Source organism: Plantibacter sp. VKM Ac-2885, from assembly GCF_015351205.1.
In the GTDB taxonomy this organism is placed as follows: Bacteria; Actinomycetota; Actinomycetes; order Actinomycetales; family Microbacteriaceae; genus Plantibacter; species Plantibacter auratus.
Genome location: NZ_JADKSK010000002.1, coordinates 278,555 through 301,069 on the forward strand (window position 1 = coordinate 278,555; position 22,515 = coordinate 301,069).

The following is a 22,515-nucleotide window of genomic DNA, read 5'->3' on the forward strand; positions in this document are numbered from 1 at the left end:
ACCCGTTGCAGGAAGAGCGGTCACCGAATCTCGTCCCGTACCGCGACAAATCACCTCTGTTTTCACCCGTTCGGTGGTCGAGGGTTCAGTGCTCCGTCGCCGCGAACGGGATGGCTATTCACCCCGTCATTCACCCGTCCTCGAGTTCGCGGTCAGCAGGGTGCGGAACGACGTCGTCGCAGAGTGGCCGGACGTCGTCCCGTCCTCGACGTCGGCCGGCAGCACCGAGTCCCCGGAAGGACCTCCGCCCCTGCCGCTGCGGGCGCTGGAGGGATAGGGTCGAGCAGACACAGGGTGCCCCACAACGGGCGCCCGCGATCAAGGAGGATCACGTGTCAGGTAACAGAGCTGTCGCCTACAAAGCAGCGGGTGTCGTCGAGGTCATCGACATCGACTACCCCACCTTCGAACTCAAGGACGGACCGGGGGTGAACCCGGCCAACGTCGGCCGGAAAGTCCCCCACGGTGCCATCCTCAAGACCGTCGCGACCAACATCTGCGGCTCCGACCAGCACATGGTCCGCGGCCGCACCACGGCACCGCCGAACCTCGTCCTCGGACACGAGATCACCGGTGAAGTCGTCGAGGTCGGACCGGACGTCGAGTTCATCAAGGTCGGTGACATCGTCTCGGTGCCCTTCAACATCGCCTGCGGTCGCTGTCGCAACTGCAAGGAGCGCAAGACCGGCATCTGCCTCAACGTGAACCCCGACCGCCCGGGCAGTGCCTACGGCTACGTCGACATGGGCGGCTGGGTCGGCGGCCAGGCCGAGTACGTGCTCGTGCCCTACGCGGACTGGAACCTCCTGAAGTTCCCGGACCGCGACCAGGCGCTCGAGAAGATCATGGACCTCACGATGCTCTCCGACATCTTCCCGACCGGCTTCCACGGTGCGGTGACGGCGGGCGTCGGCGTCGGATCGACCGTCTATGTGGCAGGTGCGGGTCCCGTCGGACTCGCCGCAGCGACCGGGGCCATGCTCCTCGGCGCCGCTGCGGTCATCGTCGGCGACATGAACGCCGACCGGCTGGCGCAGGCGCGGAGCTTCGGTTGCGAGACCGTCGACCTCACCAAGGGCGAGCCGGCGGAGCAGATCGAACAGATCCTCGGTGTCCCGGAGGTCGACTGCGCGGTCGACGCCGTCGGGTTCGAGGCTCGTGGTCACGGCGGCGACGCGGGTCACGAAGCCCCGGCGACCGTGCTCAACTCGCTCATGGACATCACGGCGGCCGGCGGTGCGCTCGGCATCCCCGGGCTCTACGTGACGGGTGACCCGGGCGGTATCGACGAGGCCGCGAAGAAGGGTGCGTTGTCGCTGAGCCTCGGTACCGGCTGGGCGAAGTCGCTGTCGTTCACCACCGGTCAGTGCCCGGTCATGAAGTACAACCACGGCCTCATGATGGCGATCCTGCACGACAAGGTGCACATCGCGAAGAACGTCAACGCCACCGCGATCACCCTCGAGGACGCCCCGCGCGGGTACGCCGAGTTCGATGCGGGGGCTGCGCAGAAGTTCGTCCTCAACCCGAACGGGTATCTGGACGCCGCGTAGGCGGCGCTGCGACATCACCGAGAGCGCCCGTTGCGTCGTCTGGAGAGCTGCAGGACGACGGAACGGGCGCTTTCGGCTGCCCTTCGACAGGCTCAGGGACCGAGAACAGCCAGCTCCGGGGCCGAGAACAGTCAGCTCAGGGACCAGGCGCCGGAGGGCGGATTCACGTTGTCACCGGGAGGTCTCGACTACTGAGTTTTCACCGAAACGCGTCCTGCAGGGCATCCGGTACAGCGTTGTCTGACGAACTGCTGAGTGAACCGTGAGATTCCCTCCTCTCGGTCCGTCTCTCCAATGACGCGGGAAACCGACGGGGCCCTGGGGCCCGTCCCGCGACGAAGAGACCCCCACTCGCACAAGGACGACCATGCAACACTCCTTCCTCGCATCCGAATCAGATCCGGAGAGCGACTCCAACACCGGCCCGCTGCTCGGCAGCACGAGCAGCTCGGTGTCGACGGTTCCGATCCGCAAGGTCACGGTCAGCGGCGACGACCCGGCGGTCGCCCGGCAGAACTACGAGCGCGCCTACGACGGCAGCCGATTCACCGTCACCCGCGGTACCGATCCGTTCTCGTTCCAGTGGGTGTCGATCGGCGACGACCGGGTCTCGCTCCGCACCGCGACGATGACCGGGCACGTCACCGGCGAGACCCCCGGCCTCACCGACTACGTGGTCTCGTGGGTCCAGACCGGCGGTGGCTGGATCGTGCGTCGCGACGGCCAACGGATGGAGATCCCGCGGACGCCATTCGTCCTCCCGTTCCACCGGCCGTACACGGTGCACCTCACTCCGCACCGGCAAAACTCCGTGCTGTTCTCCGCACCGTACCTCGAGGACATCGCGACCGAGATCCACGCCGGCCCGAGTCAGCAGGTGTCCTTCGACCTCGAGGCGACGCCGACAGCCGAGGCGATCGAGCGCTGGCGCGTGGCGCTGAACGCCTCCACCCCGGTGCTCACCGACGAGTCGGCGCCTCCGCTGCTCCGCATGAACGCCCAGCGACCGCTCGCCCTCGCGCTGCTCCAGCTCGCGCCGTGGGCGGTGGTCGACCTGCCGGAGCCGCTCCGCGAGCCCTCGATGGCGCGCACGCGCCTCGCGGTCGAGTACCTGCACCACCACGCCGCCGAACCGATCACGCCTGCCGACGCGGCGAAGGCGGCCGGGCTGCACACGAGGACGCTGCAGCTCCACTGTCGTCGCGAGCTCGGCATGTCGCCCACCGCCTACCTGCGGGACATCCGACTCGACCGCACCCGGCGCGACCTCGCCGACAGCTCGCCGCAGGAGACGACGGTCGGCGAGGTCGCGAAGCGGTGGGGGTTCGTCCACCTCGGCCGCTTCGCGTCCGCCTACCGGACCCGCTTCGGCGAGGGCCCGAGCCAGACTCTCCGCGGCTGATCGACCGACTTCGGATATCCAGAAAATGAGTGCTTCGGGACAAATCCACGATCGACCGTGAGGTTCGGGCGTGACGCGCAGTCTCATAGATGTCGCCCGGAACACGGGCACCGCGACCGGGCATCCGGAACGCGAAACCGCAGTACCAGCCACCGAAGGAGCAACACCATGTCGAACACCACCGACACCGCGAACCACGCAGCCACCACCTCCACGGGCAAGAACGTCATCGCCGATGGCGTCGTCCAGAAGGTCGCCGGCATCGCAGCCCGCGAGGTCCCCGGCGTGCACGACCTCGGCGGCGGAGCAGCTCGCGCCATCGGCGCCATCCGCAACGCCATCAACGCCCAGGACCGCGGTCAGGGCGTCTCGGTCGAGGTCGGCGAGAAGCAGGTCGCCGCTGACATCGTGATCGTCGCCGAGTACCCCGTCGACCTCCAGCGCGTCGCGGACGACGTCCGTCGCAGCGTCACCGACGCGATCTCGAACGTCGTCGGTATGGACGTCACCGAGGTCAACGTCACCGTCTCCGACGTCCACATCCCGTCGGACGACGACAACGACGCTGACGAGAGCCGCGTCCAGTGACCACGACCGATCGCGGCATCCTCGTCGGAGCCGTCCTGGCACTGGCGGCCGTCGCATTCGGGTTCTGGAGCATGATCCTCGTCGCGCTGTTCATGCTGATCGGATTCGGCATCGGACGCGTCCTCGAGGGCAAGCTCGACCTGCGCGGTGTCGCCGACGCGCTCCGCGGGCGGCGGTCGTCGTGACCGCGGCGGTGACGGCCGAACAGGCCGTGCATGGTCGCAACACGATCAGCTCCCGCGCCGTGCGTCGCGTCGTGTCTGCCGTCACCGCGGAGGAACTCGGTGTGCGGGCGTCGGAGGTCTCGGTCGAGCTCTCCGACGCCCAGGGGGCCCTCACGGTCACCGCGAGCACGCCCATCCACGTGTCGCCGCTCGGCGCCGGATCCCGGACCTCGGGAACCGTCCTCGAACGCCTGGCACGCGCACAGACCAGCATCCGTGAGCGGTGCCTGGACCTGACCGGGTCGACGATCGGACGCGTCGACCTCCACATCACGGGCGCGAAGCTCGAAGAACGAAGGAGGGTGTTGTGAGCACCCCAGCCCTGTACCGCCGCGCGGTGCGTCGCGAGACCCACTCGCCGCGGTCGACGCTCGCGATCACGATCGCGATCATCCTCGCGCTCGTGCTCGCCTGGCTCGGCACCGAATCGGTCCTGGCCGCGATCGGGCAGCCGGCGCTCCTCGTCGCACCGAAGGACATCGTCACCGCGGTGCTGACCGCGGCGACCGCTCCGGCCCCGCTGCTCGTCGCCATCGGCGCGGTCGCGGCGGTCATCGGCCTCGTGCTGATCGTGCTGTCGCTGGCTCCCGCCCGCCAAGGGCGTCGCGGGTCGATCGCCGACCGCACCGCGGCCGTCGTGGACGACCGCGTGATCGCGCAGTCGCTCGCCCGCGTCGCCTCGTACGCCGGTGACATCGACCCCTCGCAGGTGAGTGTCAGCGTCGGCGCCCGGAGCGCCCGTGTCGACGTCACGCCGACGAGCGGCCGACGCGTCGACCAGCGCGAGATCCAGCAGGCCGTGGACGCGGAGGTCGCGTCCTACGACTACCGACCGGCGCTCCGCGCCAAGGTCCGCGTGAGCAGCAAGGGAACGGTGGCCTGATGAACTCCACGAATCGATTCCTCAACCGGTTCTTCATCCTCGTCGTGGGACTCGTCGTCCTCGCGGCCGGCGCGGCCCTGTCCGTGGGTGCGCTCCTGCCGGACGTGCAGCGCACGATCAGCGAGAACGCCGAGCGGGCCGTCGGACCGACGAACGACACCATCGACGCCCAGCCATGGATCCTGTGGGTCGTGGCGGTCGTCGCCCTGCTGCTCATCCTGGTCATCCTCTGGTTCGTCTTCCGGCAGGGCCGTGGGCACACCGGAACGCTGCTGCAGGTCGACGAGCAGCGGACGAAGGACACCCCGACCGGTGGTCGCGTCGTGCTCGACGTGAAGGTCGCCGAGCAGGTCCTCGAGGAGGCGATCGGGCGCAACCCCGACGTGGTCGCCGTCGACGTCACCGGCTTCCGGATCCGCAAGCAGTCCACGCTGCGCCTCACCGCACACGCTCGTCGCGGCGCCTCGCCCGTCCAGCTGCGGCGCGACATCGAGGCGGCCATCCACGAGTGGGACGGCGTCCTCGGGACGTCCACCCCGGTGGTCATCCAGATCGTCAGCGGACTGCGCACGCGGCTAGCCAGCACCAACCGGGTCGTCTGACCCGACACTCCGCGGTGCCACCGCGGCACCCGAATCGACAGCAGCAGGACCGATGCACCGCCGACGCGGTGCGAGGAGGATCGCATGAGCGACGACACGAAGCACCCGGACCAGCACCACATCCCCACCCCGGCCGAGGTCCGGGCGGAGCACCCGACGGTGCTCGTGCCCGCGCATCCCGATGACGAGGTCCGCCGCATCGAGTCGCACGACGGCGAGCACGCGGGTGGGACCGCGCCAGCTCCTGTGGTCGCGCCGGCGAACGGGGCTGTCGCTGGTCCGGAGGCCGCTGAACCGGCCGTGGCCGACTCGGTCTCCGCCGAGACGCCGACGGTGACGGTTTCGGAGCCGGTGGCTTCGCCGGAACCCGCGGACGCACCGGTGGTCGAGCTCGACTCCGGCCGGCGACGTGAGCAGGAGGCCGACGAGCTCGCCCAGGTCATCGCCACGACGGCCGAGACGGTCCCCGGCGTGCACGCCCTCGGTTCCCCGACGGCCCGCGCCATCGACAGCGCCCGTACCCGCCTGCTCGGTCGCACCGCCGTCCCCGGCGTCAACGTCCTGGCCGACGACGACGTGCTGAACGTCGAGGTCTCACTGGTGGCGGAGTACCCGGCCAGCATCGACGAGGTCGCGGACACCGTCCGGGCCGACGTCGCGGCCGCGCTGGAGGCCCGCCACCCCGGACCGGTCGACATCGACATCAGAGTCACCGACATCCACGGGCCGTTCGACCCGATCGAGCCCGATCCGGGCGAGGCGATCGACGACGCGAAGGCCGCCATCGGCAATGCGACGTCTGCGGCGGGTGCCGCGATCGGCGATGCAGCAGAGGCCGCCGGGGATGCCCTCGGCACGGCGAAGGCTGCTGCATCGGACGCGGTGGACTCGGCGCGAGCGGGAGCGGCCGACCTGGCCGATGCCGCTGGCGACGCGGTGGAGCAGCGGACCGACCGGTCCGAGGGCGACGACGGCCGGTCGCTGGAGAACGAGCAGCCGGGCGCGGCCGCCGGTGCCGACGGCGAGCTCGTGGCTGACGGCGACGTCGCCGGTGAACCGATCGACGCGGTGGTGTCGGAACCCTCCGACGACGTGTCCGAGGAACTCGCTGAGGCCGCCCGTCAGCTGGCCACTGCGGCCGACTCGCTCGCGACCGTCGCCGAGGAGGTGACGCACGGCGCCGACCCGAACCTCGCCGACGCTGAGCCCCTCGGGGCGGCTGACGCGATCCACGACGCTCCAGCGGAAGAGCCTGCCGCAACGAGCGCGGATGCCGACCTGGTTTCGGCCCCCGAGCAGGACGGCGGCGCCGCGGCGCCCGTCGACGGTGTCCCGGAGGCGCTCGAGCCCGTCGACGAGGACACGCAGGACCAGCCTGCCCCGAAGGTCGCTGACGTCACCGAGGTGGCGGACGGGGCGGACGCCTCCGCCGAGGCAACGGCCGTCCAAGCTGCTGCGCCGACGAAGGAGCAGTGACATGCCGCTCTTCAGCCGGACCACGTCGTACGGCGCCCGCCCGCGTCCGCGTGCCGTGTGGGCCGCCGCGATCACGGGGGTCGTCCTGCTCGTCCTCATCGTCGTCGGCGTGCTGATCCCGATCCTCGGGCTCATCGGCGCCGCCGACGGCGCGACGGTCGGTGCGCTCAGGGTCCCCGTCGGCGGCATCGTGGTCGCGCTGCTCATCGGGTACGTGGTCGCGCTGCTGTTCCTGCTCGGATGCGTCCGCAGTCGCAACGGCGCACTCTCCTGGGTGCTCGCCGTCGCCGCGGTGATCTCGGCGCTCCTCGTATCGCTGTGGCCGCTGCTGGCGGTCGCCTTCGCGGGCGTCGACCAGGCGTCGGACGTCGTGCCGTTCATCCAGGACCTCATCCGCCGGGTCACGGGCGGCTGAGCACAGGAGATCCGCGCGGCAGCAGGAGGTTCTCCCTCAGGATCTCCTGCTGCCGCGCGGATCTCCTGTTCTCAGCTGAGGCGGTGGGTGAGGTGGACGTCGACGGTGTCGCCGATGTCCTTGCCGAGACGCTTCCGGAGCTTCGCGCTGATGGACAGCATGTGACCACCGGAGCCGGTCGGCATGAGGCCGACGTTCGGGAGCTCGACACCGTCGACGGTCGCGTCGACGCGGACGGATTTGCCGGTGCCGAAGAACTCGGCCGAGCCGGGCATCTCGACGCAGGACCAGACGTCGCCCTTCACATCGACGCCGATCGGCGCGGTGAAACGGTGATCGAGCTCGGTCGGTTCGATGGCCATCGGTGGCGCCCCTCGTCGGTCGTGGTCGGCGGGGCCATTGTCGCGGCTGAGTCCGACCCGTGGCAAGGGTGGGACCAGGGACCGCCCTTCGACAGGCTCAGGGACCAACACCACCCGCCGGTCCCTGAGCTTGTCGAAGGGCCAGCCCCCGCCGCGCGAACCTCAGTTCTGGGGGAAGCCGAGGTTGATGCCGCCGTGGGAGGGGTCGAGCCAGCGGGAGGTGATGGCCTTCTGCTGGGTGAAGAACCGGACGCCCTCGGCGCCGTGGGCCTTGGTGTCGCCGAACAGGGAGTCCTTCCACCCGCCGAAGGAGAACGTCGCGACCGGGACGGGGATGGGCACGTTGATGCCGATCATGCCGACCTGGATCTCGTTCTGGAACCGTCGTGCGGCGCCGCCGTCGTTGGTGAAGATCGCGGTCCCGTTGCCGAACGCACCGCCGTTGATCAGCGCGACACCCTCCTCATACGAGGCCACCCGGACGACGGCGAGGACGGGTCCGAAGATCTCCTCCGTGTACACCTTCGACGTGGTCGGGACGTTGTCGATGAGGGTCGGGCCGAGCCAGAACCCGTTCGGGTCGCCGTCGATGGGGGTGTTGCGGCCGTCGACGACGATCGTGGCGCCGTCCTGTTCGGCGATGTCGAGGTAGGAGGCGACCTTGTCGCGGTGCACCTTCGTCACGAGCGGGCCCATGTCGCAGTTCCGACGTCCGTCACCGATCCGCAGGGTCGCTGCACGTTCGGCGATCTTGCCGATGAGTTCGTCTGCGACGGGCTCGACGGCGACGACGACGCTGATCGCCATGCACCGCTCGCCCGCGGAGCCGAAGCCGGCGTTGATTGCGGAGTCGGCGACGAGGTCGAGGTCGGCGTCGGGCAGCACGAGCATGTGGTTCTTCGCCCCGCCGAGCGCCTGGACGCGCTTGCCGTGTGCGGTGCCGGTCTCGTACACGTACTTCGCGATCGGCGTGGAACCGACGAAGGAGATCGCGCGGACGTCGGGGTGGGTGAGGAGCCCGTCGACGGCCTCCTTGTCGCCGTTCAGCACCGTGAACACGCCGTCGGGGAGGCCGGCTTCCTTCCAGAGCTTCGCGAGCCAGATCGCCGCGGACGGGTCCTTCTCGCTGGGCTTCAGCACGACCGTGTTCCCGGCGGCGATCGCGATCGGGAAGAACCACATCGGCACCATCGCGGGGAAGTTGAACGGCGAGATGATGCCAACGACCCCGAGCGGCTGCTTCGTGGAGTACACGTCGACACCGGTGGAGACCTGCTCGGAGAACTCACCCTTGAGGTGGTGCGCGAGGCCGGTCGCGAACTCCACGACCTCCTGCCCGCGCGTGATTTCGCCCAGCGCGTCGGAGAGGACCTTGCCGTGCTCCGCGGTGATGATCTCCGCCAGCTCGCCCTTCTTCGCCTCGAGCAGCTCACGGAACTTGAACACGATCTGCTGGCGCTTCGCGAGCGGCAGGTCGCGCCAGGCCGGGAAGGCGGCGGCGGCGGATGCGACGGCGCGGTCGATCTCCGACTGGTTCGCGAGCGCGACGTGCTTGGTCGCGACACCGAGCGCCGGGTCGTAGACCGGGGCGGTGCGACCCGAGGTGGACGGGGCCTCGGCTCCGTCGATCCAGTGCGGGACGACCGGCAGCGAACCGGCGTCGGTGGTGGGGGTGGTGCTCGTGGCGGTGGTGGTCATGCGGAGGGCTCCTGGGCGTCGTGGGGTGCAGGGGTGCTGGGTGCTGGTCGTGTCGGGACGGGTGCCGGGAGTCCCGACACCGAGTCCCAGAACGGGTCCGGGTCGCCGCTCATGCGCGCAGCTCCCCGAGGGCGGCATCGATGATCGCGATGCCCGAGGCGACCTCGTCGGCGGTCACGACGGCGGGCGGGACGACGTGGATGCGGTTCTCGCTGATGAACGGCAGGAGGCCGGCCTCGAGCAGGGACGACTTGAACCGACCCATCGCCGCCGCACCGAGCGGTGCGCGGGTGTCGCGGTCCTCGACGAGCTCGACCGCCCAGAACACGCCGCTGCCGCGGACCTCGCCGATGAGCTCGTGGCGCTCGGCGAGGGAGCGGAGCGCGGGGCCGATGTGGTCGGCACCGATCGCCTTGGCGTGTTCGACGACGCCTTCCTCGGCCATTGCGGTGAGCGTCGCGACGACACTCGCGGCGGCGAGCGGGTGGCCGGAGTACGTGAGCCCACCGGGGAACACCTGCTCGTCGAAGACGCGGGCGATGTGCTCCGAGACGATGACGCCACCGAGCGGCACGTAGCCGGAGTTGACGCCCTTCGCGAAGGTGATGAGGTCTGGGCGCACGTCGAACGCGTCGAACGCGAACCACTCACCGGTGCGGGCGAAGCCGGCCATGACCTCGTCGAGGATGAGCATGATGCCGTAGCGGTCGGCGATCGCGCGGACCCCCGCGAGGTAGCCGGGCGGCGGGGTCAGGATGCCGGCGGTGCCGGGAACGGTCTCGAGGAGGATCGCGGCGATCGAGCCGGGGCCTTCCGCCTGGACAGTGCGCTCGAGGTGACGGAGGGCGCGCTCCGACTCCTCCTCCGGCGTCGTCGCCCAGAACTCGGTGCGGTAGAGGTAGGGGCCGAACACGTGCACGTGACCGCGCGCGTACTCGTTGGGGATGCGGCGCCAGTCGCCCGTCGCGACGATGGCCGCGCCCGTGTTGCCGTGGTACGAGCGGTAGGTCGAGATGACCTTGTCTCGGCCGGTGGCGATGCGCGCCATGCGGATCGCGTTCTCGTTCGCGTCGGCGCCGCCGTTGGTGAAGAAGACCTTCTCGAAGCCCTCGGGCGCACGCTCGAGGATGAGCCGCGCCGCCTCGGCGCGGGTCGCGTTCGCCGCAGCGGGCGCGATCGTCGTGAGCTGCGCCGCCTGCTCCTGGATCGCCGCGACCACCTTCGGGTGCTGGTACCCGAGGTTCACGTTGACGAGCTGGCTGGAGAAGTCGAGGTAGTGGCGTCCGTCGTGGTCCCACACGGTACTGCCGAGCCCACCCGCGATGGGGAGTGGCTTGAGCGTGCTCTGGGCGGACCAGGAGTGCAGGACGCGCTGGGTGTCGGCGTCGCGGACGCCGGCGTTGTCGAGGCCGGAGAGGAAGTCATTGATCACCCCTGCAGCCTGGCAATCGATGCTGCCGATGTACATGGCGGGATCGGTGATAGCTTCGGCACATGCCCACCACTTCAGTGATCGCTGGCGAGGTCGGCCGTGCGTCCTCGAACGTGTCCCTGCGCACGCTCATGGCCGAGCCGGTCTTCAAGCTCGGCCTCGTCGTCGCGGGTGACGCCGACGTCCTCGACCGCGACATCGCCTGGGTGCACAGCTCCGACCTCGGCGACCCGACGCCCTGGCTGGAGCCCGGTCAGCTACTCCTCACCGACGGCATGCAGTTCACCGGCGAGATGAGCGACGAGCTCGCCGACCGCCGCGCCGACGAGTACGTCCGCCGCCTCTCCGCCCGGGGCGTGCTCGCGCTCGGGTTCGCCACCGGGATCATCCACGCCGACATCCCGCAACGGCTCGTCGACGCCTGCGGGCGTCACGGGTTCACCCTGCTCGAGGTGGGGGAGCGGACCCCGTTCATCGGCATCATCCGGTTCGTCGCCGACGCGGTCGCAGCCGCGCGCGTGGCGTCGCTCGAGTGGTCGCTCGCCGCCCAGCGTGCGGTCGCGAGGGCGGCGCTCCGACCCGACGGCCTGACGGCGATCCTCGCGGAGCTGGGGCAGCAGCTCGGGTGCTGGGTCGCGCTCTACGACGCGCTCGGCAACCGGGTCACGACGAGGACGCGTGAGCCGGTGCCGGAAGGTGTGGAGACCGCTGTCGCCGAGGTGCTGCGCCGCGGGTCGCGGGCCGGCCTGCACCTCGCGGACGGAGCGGAGGGCGCGACGCTGCTGACGCTCGGTCGCCGGGGCGAGCTGCGGGGCATCCTCGCCGTCGGGTCCAGCGTGCCGCTCGACCACGCCGAGCACGACCTCGTCTCCAGCGTCATCGGCCTCGCGAGCATCGCCCTCGAGCAGCACAGTGCCCTGGACCTCGCACGCCGGCAGTTGCGCTCCGGGCTCCTCGAGCTGCTGCTCTCCGGTGACCGCGCCGTCGCCGAGCGCACCGCCCAGCGGCTCTGGGGGCCGCTGCCGCCCGACCCGATCCGCGTCGCCGTGGTCGACATCCCCGAGGGTGAGCTGGGCTTCCTCTCGGAACTCGACGTGCAGGCCGCGGCGCACGGCGGCAAGCTTTTCTTCGCCGAGCAGGACGAGCGGATCGTCATCGTGTCGAGCGACGCGGACACCGGACTCTGGGACGCCGTCGTCGGCCGCCACGGGCTGTCCGGCGGGGTGTCGGCGATGACGAGCTGGGAGGGTTTGCGGAACGGGCTGGCCGAGGCGGAGCGGGCGCGCGCGTCGGCCGGGGAGACGCCGCGGCTCGTGCGGTACGAGGCGCTCGCCGAGCAGGGGTTGCTCGGGTTGCTGAGTGCGTCGGGCGGGTCGGTGCTGGCGAACCGGCTGCTGGAGCCGTTGGGCGGGCTCGGAGCCGAGGCTCGGGCGGTCCACGTGGAGACGGCCCGGGCATGGTTGGAGGCGAACTGCGTCACCGATCAGGCGGCTGGCCGACTCGGGATCCACCGGCAGACCCTCCGCGCGCGCATCGGCACGCTGGAGTCGCTGCTCGACCTCGACCTCTCGCGCTTCGGCGACCGTGCCGAGCTGTGGAGCGCCCTCCAGCTCACCGACGGCTGAAGGTCCTTCGGGCCCAGGTCACCGAGCCCATCCCGGTCACCGAGCCCAACCCCGGTCACCGAGCCCAACCCCGGTCACCGAGCCCAACCCCGGTCACCGAGCACAACCCCGGTCACCGAGCCCAACCCCGGTCACCGAGCCTGTCGAGGTGCCTCCGTGGGCCCTTCGACAGGCTCAGGGAGCGGAGAAGGTGCTCGGCTCGGGGTGACCGCCGCTTGCAGACGAACCCCAGCGGGGTTCCGGTCCCCCAAGTCGCACCCTGCCGTCCAGGTCCCCGAGCCGCACCATCCCGGTCCCTGAGCCGCACCATCCCGGTCCCTGAGCTTGTCGAAGGGCAGCGACCGCACGACGGGACCGCACTTCGACAAGCTCAGTGACCGGAAAGCGTTCCGCGGGTGAGGAGCGCGGTGAGCGGGTGCACCGTGTCCCGGTCCTCGCGCGCACCCCATCCCGGTCCCTGAGCTTGTCGAAGGGCGGTCGACATGGGGCGGGACCGCACTTCGACAAGCTCAGTGGCCGGATGGGGGCGTCAGTGACCGATGGTGCGAGCTCAGTGACCGGTGGTGTGAGTTCGGCGACGGCGGCCGAAGCGCCTACGCGATGCGGATGAGCTTCTTGTTGACGAACTCGTCCATCGCGGGCTTGCCCATCTCGCGGCCGGTGCCGGAGCGCTTCACGCCGCCGAAGGGCAGCTCTGCCGCGTCGCCGAGGACGAGGTTGATCCACACCATGCCGGCATCGATCCCGTCCGCGACCCGCAGTGCCTGCTCCTGGTCGGTCGTGTAGACGTAGGAGCCGAGGCCGAACGGGGTGTCGTTCGCGAGGCGCACGGCCTCCTCCTCGGACGAGACCCGGTAGAGCGACGCGACGGGTCCGAAGAACTCCTCGTGGAACGCGTCCATCTCGGGGGTCACGTCGGTGAGCACGGCCGGCGGGAAGAAGTTCCCATTCGGCTCGCCCGATGCCAGGATCGTCGCACCCTGTGCCTTCGCTCGTCCCAGCTGCTCGCCGAGTCGCTCGGTCGCGGCGGCCGACGACAGCGGGCCGAGCTGCGTGCTCTCCGCCATCGGGTCGGCCGGCGCGTTCGCGGTGAAGACCTCGGTGAACTTCGCGGCGAAGTCGTCGAACAGCTCGTCGATGATGATGAACCGCTTGGCGGCGTTGCAGGACTGTCCGTTGTTGTCGATGCGGGCGTTGACGGCGTCCTGGACGGCGGCGTCGAGGTCGTCGGTCGACAGCAGGATGAACGGGTCGGACCCGCCGAGCTCGAGCACGACCTTCTTGAGGTGCTTGCCGGCCAGCTCGGCGACGGCGGAACCGGCGCGCTCCGAACCGGTGACCGAGACGCCCTGCACGCGCGGGTCGGCGATGACCGTCGCGATCTGGTCGTTCGTGGCGAAGATGTTCACGTACACGGAATCGTGGGCGCCCAGCTCGGCTTCGGCGTCGTCGAAGATCTGCGCGATCGCCAGCGCCGACTCGGGGCACTGCGGTGCGTGCTTGAGGAGGATCGTGTTGCCGTTGACGACGTTCGGGCCGACGAACCGGGCCACCTGGTAGTACGGGAAGTTCCACGGCATGATGCCGAGCAGCACGCCGAGCGACGCGCGACGGATGAACGCCGAGCCGGTGCCGTCGGACAGCTCGATCGGCTCGTCGGCGGAGAAGGCCTCGCCGTTGTCGGCGTAGTACTGGTAGATCGCGGCGGCGAAGTCGACCTCGCCGAGCGCCTGCTCGTACGTCTTGCCCATCTCGCGGACGGCGATCTCGGCCAGCTCCTCACGGCGCTCCGTGTGGAGGGCGGCGACGCGGGCGATGAGCGCAGCGCGGTCGGCGACGGGAGCGCGACGCGACCACTCCTCGTGGGCGGCGGACGCGGCGGTGATCGCCTGCTGCAGCTCCTCGTCCGTGATCGTCGGGTAGTCGCGGAGAGTCTCTCCGGTCGCGGGGTTGACGACGGCGTAGTCGCTCACTGGTGTGCTCCTTTGTCTGAGGTGCTGCTGGTGCGGTGCGGTGTCCGTTGCGGGCCGACGCGAGCTGTGCGGGTTCGACGTGAGCGGGACCACCACCTGCACCGTATCGAACCAGGCTCCGCCTGTCATGGGTTGGACGGCGGCTCCTGCGTCGAAACCCGGCTCAGGAGTCGAAGCCAAGCCCGACGGCGTCCATCACGCGGAGCCAGAGCCCGCGTTTGCCCTCGTTGCGGTCGGCCCGGGCCATCTCCGACAGCGAGATGCGCGCGCCGATGAATGCGAGCGGGTCGGGCGGGAACGGCGTCGGCTTCTTCTGGACGAAGTCCATCGTCGTGCGCTCGGTCGGCGTGCCGGCGAGGAGGTCGAGCATGACGTTCGCGCCGTATCGCGTCGCGCCGACGCCGAGGCCGGTGAACCCGGCCGCGTGCGCGACCTTGCCGCCGTGCGCGGTCTCGAAGAAGGAGAAGAACCGCCCGCAGGTGTCGATCGCGCCGCCCCACTTGTGGGAGAAGCCGAGGTCGGCGAGCTGCGGGTAGGTGTGGGCGAAGTGGGCGGCGAGCTTGAGGAAGGACTCCTCACGCTGGTCGAACCGGGGCTCGACCCGCCCGCCGTAGTTGTAGACCGCGTCGTAGCCGCCGTAGAGGATGCGGGTCGACCCGTTCGCGTCGGTCGTGAGCCGCGAGTAGTGGAACCGGTTGTCGAGGTCGGAGATGCCCTGCCGGCCCTTCCAACCCAGGCTCTCGAGCTGCTCGGCGGAGAGCGGGTTCGTCATGAGCGCGTAGTCGTAGACCGGCACCGTGTATTTCCGGGCACTCGGGATGAGGGCCTTGAAGACGTTGGTGCCGAGGGCGACATGCTTCGCGACGACCGAGCCGTGCGTCGTCGTCAGGGTGACCGACGTCGCGTCCGACCGGATCGAACGGACGTGCGTGTACTCGTGGATCTCCACACCCAGGTCGAGGCAGACGCGTCGCAGCTCCCACGCCAGCTTCGCCGGGTTGACGAGCGCCGCACCGGTCGGCTCGAACAGGCCGGCCTGGAAGATCGGCGAGTGGACCTCCGCCTGCATCGCCTCGCGGTCGAGGAACCGCGCGCCGTGCTCCTCGGCGCTCTCCCGCAACCAGTCGACGTGGTGTGGAGCCGTCGCCGCCTGCAGCAGCCCCGTCTCCTCCCAGTCGCAGTCCATGCCGTACCGGGCGATGGTCTCGCCGATCTCGCGCAGGTTCTCGCGCCCCAGCTCCTCCAGGCGGTCGAACTCGTGCGGCAGGCGGCTCTTGCCGTTCGACGATCCGTGGGTGAGGCTCGGCTCGCAGAACCCGCCGTTGCGGCCGGACGCCGCCCACGCGATGCGCCGGCCCTCGAGGAGCACGACCCGGCGGTCCGGGTCGCGCTCCTTCGCGAGCAGGGCGGTCCACAGGCCCGAGTACCCACCACCGACGATCGCGAGGTCTGTCTCGACGTCCGCCTCGAGGCGGGGGAGTGGAGCGGGCCGTGCCGGGTCGTCGAGCCAGTACGGCTCCGGTTCGGCCGAGTCCAGCTGGTCCCGCAGGCGTGCGGTGTCGGCGAGCTCTTCGGCCAGTTCGTAGGTGGTTCTCATGGTGGGTCCCCTGTGGTGCGTGGTTCGGTGCGGTCGCGTGGTGCGCGGTCAGTCGGTGCGGGCGGCGTCGGTGCGTTCGGCCTCGGCACGTGGGGTTCCGGCGGATGCCCCGTCGGTCCCGAGCCCCACGTCGCGCTTGGTGCTCCGTTGGACGAACAGCCAGATGACGACACCGAGCGCGAGCAGGCCGAGCGCGATGCCGAGCTCGAGGAACCCGCCGTAGCCCGTGGTGGAGAAGCCGGTGGCACCGACGATGAGGATGATCGCGAGGATGACCGACAGCACGACCGACAGCGGCACGAAGAAGCGCGGCAGGCGGATCGGGCGGACGGCGTCGGGGCGGTCCTTGCGCAGCAGGAAGAAGCCGGAGACGGCGAAGAAGTGCGTGAGGATGTAGCCGAGGTTGCCGGTCACGATGATCGCGAGCGGGTTCTGCAGCACGACGAGGATCACGACGTTCATGACGAGCATCACGTTGAGCGAGCGGAACGGCACACCGCGACGGTTGAGCACGCCGAGCGACGGGACGGTGACGCGCTCCTTGCCCATGTTGAACAGCACGCGTGAGGCGTCGGCCACCGAGGTGGTCATGATGAGTAGCAGCGAGGCGATGAGGCAGAGCACCATGACGTCCGCGGCGCCACCGACGAGCGAGGCGAAGCTGGCGACGAAGAAGGTCGCCGGGTTGTCGGCGATCGCTGCTTCGCCCGCGTAGCCGCCGAGGGTCAGCGGGATGACGAAGAAGACGCCGAGGCAGAAGAGGACGGAGGCCTTGATCGCCTTGGTCGTGTCCTTCACCGAGTCGCGGTATTCCGGGGCGAAGGTCGCGCAGACCTCGATGCCGAAGGTGGTCCACGCCATGATGTACAGCCAGACGATCGCGGTGTGCAGGCCCTCGATGCCCTCGAGCTTCCAGGTGAGGTCGAGCGGTGCCCAGTCGGCGCTGAAGAGCGGGAAGACGATGAACACGAACAGGGGGATGAGCAGGATGCCGGCCGTGATGTAGACGAACGCCATCGTGACGCGGACGCCGATGACGTTGATGAGGTACATCACGCCGATGACGCCGAGTCCGATGAGGATCGGGAAGGTGATGGAGATCGGGCCGAGCTGGATCACCCAGTCCTCGTTCGGGAACCACTGCGCCTGGATGAGCGCGCCGGTCACCGCGCCGTAGGTGGCGAGGTTGGTGCCCCAGGGGAGCCAGTAGCCGACGCCCGTGATCGGCGCGACCCAGGGCGCACGCGACTTCCACGCTTCGGCCGCGTAGTGCGCGATGCCGCCGGAGGAGTTCGGGAACATGGTGGCGAGCTCGGTGTAGATCCAGTTGACGCCCATGGCGAGGATCATGGAGATCGCCCACAGGACGGCGGCCCCCCAGCCGCCGAGACCGGTGATGGACGCGCCGAGGGTGGCGATGAGCGCGGCTGGCATGGTCATCGCCATGGCGAAGCCGTCGAACCAGCGCATCCGTTTCGGCAGGTGCGTGGTCTCGTCGGTGCTGGTGACGTGTTCGGTCGACATGGGCTCTTCTCGATTCGTGGGGGACGGGACGTCGCTGTCTCGCTGCTGGTGCACTCAATGTGCCGAAGAATTGTTGTGACGACAAGATCGTGTCGGTCTTGTTGTTGTAAGCGTAACTTTGACGAAACAATACTGCTTGTTCGAGGAATCGCAAGGTCCTAGGCTGATCCCACATTCTCCCGACGACATCCGCACGACGCTGTTCGGCGTCGTCGGCCCAGCCACGACACCAGGAGGTCCGGAATGACCACGTTGCCGACACCCACTCGCACCCAGCTCTTCATCGCCGGCGAGTTCACCGACGGATCCAGCTCGGAGCGCTCAGAGGTGATCAGCCCCGTCACCGGTGACGTCATCGCGTCGATCCCCGTGGCCGGCACCGCCGAACTCGACGAGGCGGTGCGACGTGCGCACGAGGCGCAGCGGGAGTGGCGCAAGCTCGGCGTGTTCAAGCGTGCCGAGATCTGTCACCGCGTCGGCGACGCGATCAACGCCCGCGTCGAGGAGCTCGCCCGCCTGCAGACGCTGGAGCAGGGCAAGCCGCTCGCCGAGTCGATCGCCGACATCGCCGAGGCCGCGCAGCTCTTCCATCTCCACGCCGAGGACGCCCTCCGTCTCTACGGTGAGACGCTGCCGTCGAGCGACATCGACAAGCGCATGTTCACCTGGCGCGCGCCGGTCGGCGTCTGGGGCATCATCACGCCCTGGAACTTCCCGCTCCTCATGTTCAGCGAGTTCGTCGCCCCGGGCCTCGCGACCGGCAACGCCTGCATCGTCAAGCCGCCGAGCAACACGCCCCTCGCGGTCCTCGCGGCGATGGACTGCCTCGTCGAGGCGGGCGTCCCGGCCGGGCTCGTCAGCGTCCTCCCCGGCGACGGCGCGTTCGGTTCCGAGCTCGTCTCCCACGACGGCATCGACGCGATCGGCTTCATCGGCTCGTCCGCCACCGGGGCGAAGATCGTCCGCACCGCAGGCCTCAAGCGCTCGCTCATGGAGTGCTCCGGCAACGGCCCGATCGTCGTCCTCGAGGACGCGAACATCGAACGCGCTGCGAAGGCCGCCGTCGACTCCGCGTTCTACAGCGGCGGGCAGGTCTGCTGCGCGACCGAGCGGCTCATCGTCCACCACAACGTCCACGACGCCTTCGTTGAAGCCGCCCTCGCCTACGCGAAGGCCACCGTGCGACTCGGCAACCCCTTCGACGAGGGGATCAACCTCGGCCCGCTCAACAACGAGGGCGTCGCCGCGAAGATGGACCGCCACCTCGACGAGGCCCGCTCGCTCGGCTTCGACATCCTGCTCGGCGGTGGTCGTGCCACCGGCCACCCGACGGACCTCTACTACGACTTCACGATCGTCGACGGCGTCTCCGAGGACAGCCTGCTGTCGCGGGAGGAGTCGTTCGGTCCGGTCCTCCCCATCCTCACGGCCAAGGACGACGACGACATCCTCCGCATCGCCAACGCCGACGCGCTCGGCCTGCAGTCCGCGGTGTTCACCGAGAGCCTGTCGAAGGCCTACCGCTTCATGGAGGAGCTCGAGACCGGCCAGGTCATCGTGAACGACTCCAACGGCTGGTGGGACATCAACATGCCGTTCGGTGGCGCGGGCGGCAAGGGCACCGGCTGGGGTCGGATCGGCGGCATGTACACGCTGCACGACATGACCGACCTCCGCACCGGCGCGATCCACGTCCGCTAGTCGGACCGATCCGCCGATCAGCGACCTCCCTCGGTCCGCTCGATCGGCGTCGCCCCGGTCGACCGCCCGCGTTCGGGTCGGTCGGTCGGCCGGGGCTCGTGGCTCGGGTGGGGCGGACACCGCACCCGGGCCGCACGGCTTCCCTCGCTACGCTTGCCAGATGACCATCCGCCCGCTGCCGGAGGAGCCACATGAACGACCTTGACGACATCGATCGTCGGCTGATCGCGATCCTGCAGCAGGACGGACGGAAGGCGTTCTCTGAGATCGCCACCGAGACCGGGCTGCCGGCATCGTCCGTCCGCTACCGGATCCAGCGACTCGAGGACACCGGGATCCTGCAGATCGTCGGCATCGCGAACCCGCTGTCGATCGGCTTCGACCACCTGGCGCTCATCGGCATCCGCTGTGAGCCGGGGATGGCGCGTGGGGTGTGCCAGGAGCTGTCGAAGCACGCGGAGACGAGTTACGTGGTGCTCACGAGCGGCGGCTTCGACGTGATGGTCGAGGCCGTGTGCCGTGACATGGACCACTACAAGACCTTCCTCCTCGACACCCTGCAGCCGACGCCCGGGGTGCGGTCGACCGAGACCTTCTTCGTGCTCGAAGCACACAAGCTCGCCTACGGCTGGGGCGTCGGGTAGGTCGTCGGGCTGCGCCGACCCCGCTCGTCTCCTTCTTGCTCAGAGAGGTACCTCATGACCGACCACCTGCTCGCTCCGAATGCGGTGCTCCAGGGTGCCGACGTGGCGCTCGCCGACAACCCGCTCGCGCCCGAGGACGTCGTCTCGGGGTCGCCGCGGAGCGGGATCGTGTCCCTCACGGCCGTCGGTGACACCGAGGTGGGCGTCTGGGAGCTGGGTGTCGGCGTCGTGCAGGACACCGAGATCGACGAGGTGTTCGTGGTCCTCTCCGGCGAGGCGACGGTCGACTTCGCCGACGGCACCCCGTCGCTGGAGCTCCGTGCCGGCTCCATCGGCCGACTCGCCGCCGGCGCCCGCACCACCTGGACCGTCCGCGAGACCCTCCGCAAGGTCTACGTCGCCTGACCCGCGCGACTCCCGGCGCGGCAGCAGGACATCCGCCCGACAGCAGGACGCTTCGCGCCCGCCCGTCCTGCTCTCGCGCCGATCTCCTGCGTTCCTGCCACTCCGGTCCCTGAGCTCAGCCTCATCCGGTCCCTGAGCTTGTCGAAGGGCTCCGGGGTGACCTCCTCTCTCGGGGAGGTGTTCTCGGTGTGCACTTCGACAGGCTCAGTGACCGGGGTGGGTTCTCCGATCGGGTGCCTTCTTTCGGTCCCTGAGCTTGTCGAAGGGTTCTCGGGCTGGCCTCTGCTCGCCGGGTGGTGTTCGCGGTGTGCACTTCGACAGGCTCAGTGACCGGGGTTCGTTCTCCGATCGGGTGTCTTCTTTCGGTCCCTGAGCTTGTCGAAGGGCTCCGGGGTGACCTCCTCTCTCGGGGCGGTGTTCTCGGTGTGCACTTCGACAGGCTCAGTGACCGGGGTGGGTTCTCCGATCGGGTGCCTTCTTTCGGTCCCTGAGCTTGTCGAAGGGTTCTCGGGCTGGCCTCTGCTCGCCGGGTGGTGTTCTCGGTGTGCACTTCGACAGGCTCAGCGACCGGTGGAGGGCTCAGTGACCGGGGTTCGTTTTCCGACCGAGGTCCGTCACCGCGGCCGCAATAGGCTTGTCGCATGAACCTGCGCACCGTCGAGCTCGACCACACGGACCACGCCGCCCTCGACCTCTGGTGGGGTGCAGCGTCCCGCGGCTTCCTCTCGAAGCCCGACACCGACGTGGCGGTGCGTGCCGAGCGGCGTCAGCTCCTCGTCGGCAGCTCCATCCTCGGGGTCTACGACGACACCGCGGCCGAACCACTCGTCCCCGTCGGCACGCTCGGCTCCTTCCCGACCGCCCTGTCGATCCCCGGTGGCTCCGTCCGAGCCCTGGCCATCACCGAGGTCACCGTCTCGACCTCGCACGAACGTCGCGGTATCGCCCGATCGCTGATGGAGAACCGACTCCACCACGCGAAGGCCACCGGTGCCGCAGTCGTCGCGCTCACCGCGAGTGAGGCGACCATCTACGGCCGCTACGGCTTCGCCCCGGCGACCTGGGAGTTCACGCACGAGGTCGACCCCAAGCGCGTCGCTTGGCGGGGTGCGCCGCCCGCCGGCCGCGTCCACACGCTCGACCCGCGCTCGCTCGCCACCGTCGCACCCGGGCTGTTCGAGCGCTCCCGCAGCACCGGTGACATCGACCGCGGGGTCGCGTGGTGGAAGCAGGCCCTCCGTGAGGTGACCATCCGGCACTTCAGCCACGGTGAGGGAGACACGCTCGCCCTCCGCTACGACGACGCCGACGGCGAACCACAGGGTTACGCGCTCTACCGCGTCGGCGAGGAGTGGGGCACGATCGTCGTCGACGACCTCGTCGCCACCACCCCGGAGGCCCGCTACGCGCTCTGGCGGCACCTCACCGGGATCAGCCTCACCACGAAGGTCACCTTCCACCAGGCTCCGACGGTCGAAGCCATCCAGTGGCGACTTGTCGACCGCCGCGCCGTCAAGACCACCGCGCGAGCCGACTCGCTCTGGCTGCGCATCGTCGACGTGCCGGCCGTGCTCGGTGCGCGCCGGTTCACCGTCCCCGGGGCATCCGAACCTCGCGAGCACCTGCTCGACGTCGAGGATGCCCTCGGACTCGCCGGCGGTCGGTTCGCGCTCCGCATCGACGAGCACGGTGCCGCGGTCGCAGAACGCCTCGGCGACGTGCCGGAGTCGGCCGACGACGACGCCGCTGTGCGCCTCACCATCAACGAGCTGTCGGCCGTCCTCCTCGGCGGCCCGCGCGTGTCGGCGCTCGCCGAAGCAGGGCTCATCACCGGTTCATCGGAGGCGGTCCGAGCGCTCGACCTCGCATTCGTGACGGAGCAGGCGCCCTTCCTTCGGACGCACTTCTAGGTGCTACCCGCCAAGGTGATGTAGCTCGGCCGATCGATCAGGGAGCGGTTGCGCCGAGGAGGATCGCCGCGGCCGGGAGGGCGAGCAGCATCATCCAGCCGGTGATGAGCGCACCGACGAGGCCTGCCAGGAGGGTGAAACCACCGATGGTGGCGGCAAGGGTGCGGCACAGCTGGCGTTGCTCGGCCGGGATGCTGCGACGCAGGGTGCGGGGAAGTGCCGCGAGCTGCGGGCGTGGGGTGGGGATGGAGCCGGTGGTGGCTGGGTGCTGCAGGGTCGTCATCGGGGTCGGGTGGTTCCTGGTCGGGTTCGGATGGGAGGCGCGCTTCGGGAACGGCTGATCGGTCGGATCCGGATCTGTATTTCGAAGTGCAGATTTGTTATACACCGTGGTAGATGTGCCTGCAAGTCGTCGAGGCGGCATCGTCGACGGTGCACAAGCTTGACACCGCTCCACAGGCACCCGATCCGCGCTCGCCGCGTCATGCCCGCCAACTGTCG

21 protein-coding genes are annotated in these 22,515 nt (G+C 69.6%); 14 read left to right on the forward strand and 7 right to left on the reverse strand.

Annotated features, from left to right (window positions below):
• Positions 1-332: 332 nt before the first annotated feature.
• The 9 genes from fdhA to ITJ66_RS13905 all read left to right on the forward strand — a co-directional run bounded on the left by fdhA (position 333) and on the right by ITJ66_RS13905 (position 7,143).
• The gene (fdhA, locus tag ITJ66_RS13865) at positions 333-1,553 is read left to right on the forward strand and encodes a formaldehyde dehydrogenase, glutathione-independent (RefSeq protein ID WP_079706515.1); all 1,221 of its coding nucleotides are present in this window, start codon (positions 333-335) and stop codon (positions 1,551-1,553) included.
• Between the two features lie 367 nt (positions 1,554-1,920).
• A complete protein-coding gene (locus ITJ66_RS13870; RefSeq protein ID WP_194644991.1) occupies positions 1,921-2,955 on the forward strand; it encodes a helix-turn-helix transcriptional regulator in 1,035 nt (344 codons plus the stop codon).
• Positions 2,956-3,123: 168 nt separating this feature from the next.
• The gene (locus ITJ66_RS13875) at positions 3,124-3,543 is read left to right on the forward strand and encodes an Asp23/Gls24 family envelope stress response protein (protein ID WP_079706516.1); all 420 of its coding nucleotides are present in this window, start codon (positions 3,124-3,126) and stop codon (positions 3,541-3,543) included.
• Positions 3,540-3,728 (forward strand): DUF2273 domain-containing protein, encoded by a 189-nt coding sequence (locus ITJ66_RS13880; RefSeq protein ID WP_064296821.1) that lies wholly within the window; start codon positions 3,540-3,542, stop codon positions 3,726-3,728. The genes ITJ66_RS13875 and ITJ66_RS13880 overlap by 4 nt, the downstream gene beginning before the upstream one ends.
• The gene (locus ITJ66_RS13885; RefSeq protein WP_064296820.1) at positions 3,725-4,078 is read left to right on the forward strand and encodes a hypothetical protein; all 354 of its coding nucleotides are present in this window, start codon (positions 3,725-3,727) and stop codon (positions 4,076-4,078) included. The genes ITJ66_RS13880 and ITJ66_RS13885 overlap by 4 nt, the downstream gene beginning before the upstream one ends.
• Positions 4,075-4,650, forward strand: a complete 576-nt coding sequence (locus ITJ66_RS13890) for a DUF6286 domain-containing protein (RefSeq protein WP_192019199.1) — start codon at positions 4,075-4,077, stop codon at positions 4,648-4,650. Before ITJ66_RS13885 ends, ITJ66_RS13890 begins: the two co-directional genes overlap by 4 nt.
• Positions 4,650-5,252 carry a hypothetical protein gene (locus ITJ66_RS13895; RefSeq protein ID WP_192019200.1) on the forward strand — a complete coding sequence of 201 codons (603 nt, stop codon included), beginning with the start codon at positions 4,650-4,652 and terminating at the stop codon, positions 5,250-5,252. The genes ITJ66_RS13890 and ITJ66_RS13895 overlap by 1 nt, the downstream gene beginning before the upstream one ends.
• An 84-nt stretch (positions 5,253-5,336) precedes the next feature.
• A complete protein-coding gene (locus ITJ66_RS13900; protein WP_194644992.1) occupies positions 5,337-6,728 on the forward strand; it encodes an Asp23/Gls24 family envelope stress response protein in 1,392 nt (463 codons plus the stop codon).
• A 1-nt stretch (position 6,729) separates the two neighbouring features.
• Positions 6,730-7,143 carry a hypothetical protein gene (locus ITJ66_RS13905; protein ID WP_194644993.1) on the forward strand — a complete coding sequence of 138 codons (414 nt, stop codon included), beginning with the start codon at positions 6,730-6,732 and terminating at the stop codon, positions 7,141-7,143.
• A 71-nt stretch (positions 7,144-7,214) separates the two neighbouring features.
• Here ITJ66_RS13905 and ITJ66_RS13910 read toward each other — a convergent pair whose 3' ends face one another.
• The 3 genes from ITJ66_RS13910 to ITJ66_RS13920 form a co-directional block, all read right to left on the reverse strand.
• On the reverse strand, positions 7,215-7,505 hold the full coding sequence (locus ITJ66_RS13910) for a DUF1905 domain-containing protein (RefSeq protein ID WP_194644994.1): 291 nt from the start codon (positions 7,503-7,505) through the stop codon (positions 7,215-7,217).
• 162 nt (positions 7,506-7,667) lie between these two features.
• Positions 7,668-9,203 carry a CoA-acylating methylmalonate-semialdehyde dehydrogenase gene (locus ITJ66_RS13915; protein WP_194644995.1) on the reverse strand — a complete coding sequence of 512 codons (1,536 nt, stop codon included), beginning with the start codon at positions 9,201-9,203 and terminating at the stop codon, positions 7,668-7,670.
• Between the two features lie 109 nt (positions 9,204-9,312).
• On the reverse strand, positions 9,313-10,635 hold the full coding sequence (locus ITJ66_RS13920) for an aspartate aminotransferase family protein (RefSeq protein ID WP_370582659.1): 1,323 nt from the start codon (positions 10,633-10,635) through the stop codon (positions 9,313-9,315).
• Between the two features lie 62 nt (positions 10,636-10,697).
• Here ITJ66_RS13920 and ITJ66_RS13925 point away from each other — a divergent pair, with 62 nt between their 5' ends.
• Positions 10,698-12,260: a PucR family transcriptional regulator gene (locus tag ITJ66_RS13925; protein ID WP_194644997.1), complete on the forward strand. Its 1,563-nt coding sequence runs from the start codon at positions 10,698-10,700 to the stop codon at positions 12,258-12,260.
• 593 nt (positions 12,261-12,853) lie between these two features.
• Here ITJ66_RS13925 and ITJ66_RS13930 read toward each other — a convergent pair.
• From ITJ66_RS13930 to ITJ66_RS13940, 3 genes are all read right to left on the reverse strand, one after another.
• Complete coding sequence (locus tag ITJ66_RS13930; protein WP_194644998.1) at positions 12,854-14,233, reverse strand: NAD-dependent succinate-semialdehyde dehydrogenase; 1,380 nt, start codon at positions 14,231-14,233, stop codon at positions 12,854-12,856.
• 163 nt (positions 14,234-14,396) lie between these two features.
• A complete protein-coding gene (locus ITJ66_RS13935; protein WP_194644999.1) occupies positions 14,397-15,830 on the reverse strand; it encodes an FAD-binding oxidoreductase in 1,434 nt (477 codons plus the stop codon).
• Positions 15,831-15,878: 48 nt separating this feature from the next.
• On the reverse strand, positions 15,879-17,354 hold the full coding sequence (locus tag ITJ66_RS13940) for an APC family permease (protein ID WP_194645000.1): 1,476 nt from the start codon (positions 17,352-17,354) through the stop codon (positions 15,879-15,881).
• A gap of 243 nt (positions 17,355-17,597) precedes the next feature.
• Here ITJ66_RS13940 and ITJ66_RS13945 point away from each other — a divergent pair, with 243 nt between their 5' ends.
• From ITJ66_RS13945 to ITJ66_RS13960, 4 genes are all read left to right on the forward strand, one after another.
• The gene (locus tag ITJ66_RS13945) at positions 17,598-19,055 is read left to right on the forward strand and encodes an aldehyde dehydrogenase (protein WP_194645001.1); all 1,458 of its coding nucleotides are present in this window, start codon (positions 17,598-17,600) and stop codon (positions 19,053-19,055) included.
• Between the two features lie 191 nt (positions 19,056-19,246).
• Positions 19,247-19,699 (forward strand): Lrp/AsnC family transcriptional regulator, encoded by a 453-nt coding sequence (locus ITJ66_RS13950; RefSeq protein WP_056013555.1) that lies wholly within the window; start codon positions 19,247-19,249, stop codon positions 19,697-19,699.
• A 54-nt stretch (positions 19,700-19,753) separates the two neighbouring features.
• Positions 19,754-20,104: a cupin domain-containing protein gene (locus ITJ66_RS13955; protein WP_124767512.1), complete on the forward strand. Its 351-nt coding sequence runs from the start codon at positions 19,754-19,756 to the stop codon at positions 20,102-20,104.
• 641 nt (positions 20,105-20,745) lie between these two features.
• Positions 20,746-22,014, forward strand: coding sequence for a GNAT family N-acetyltransferase (locus tag ITJ66_RS13960; protein WP_194645002.1), 1,269 nt, complete (start codon positions 20,746-20,748; stop codon positions 22,012-22,014).
• Positions 22,015-22,051: 37 nt separating this feature from the next.
• On the opposite strand, the gene ITJ66_RS13965 is transcribed toward ITJ66_RS13960, so the two are convergent.
• Positions 22,052-22,297, reverse strand: a complete 246-nt coding sequence (locus ITJ66_RS13965; RefSeq protein ID WP_194645003.1) for a hypothetical protein — start codon at positions 22,295-22,297, stop codon at positions 22,052-22,054.
• Positions 22,298-22,515: the final 218 nt, after the last annotated feature.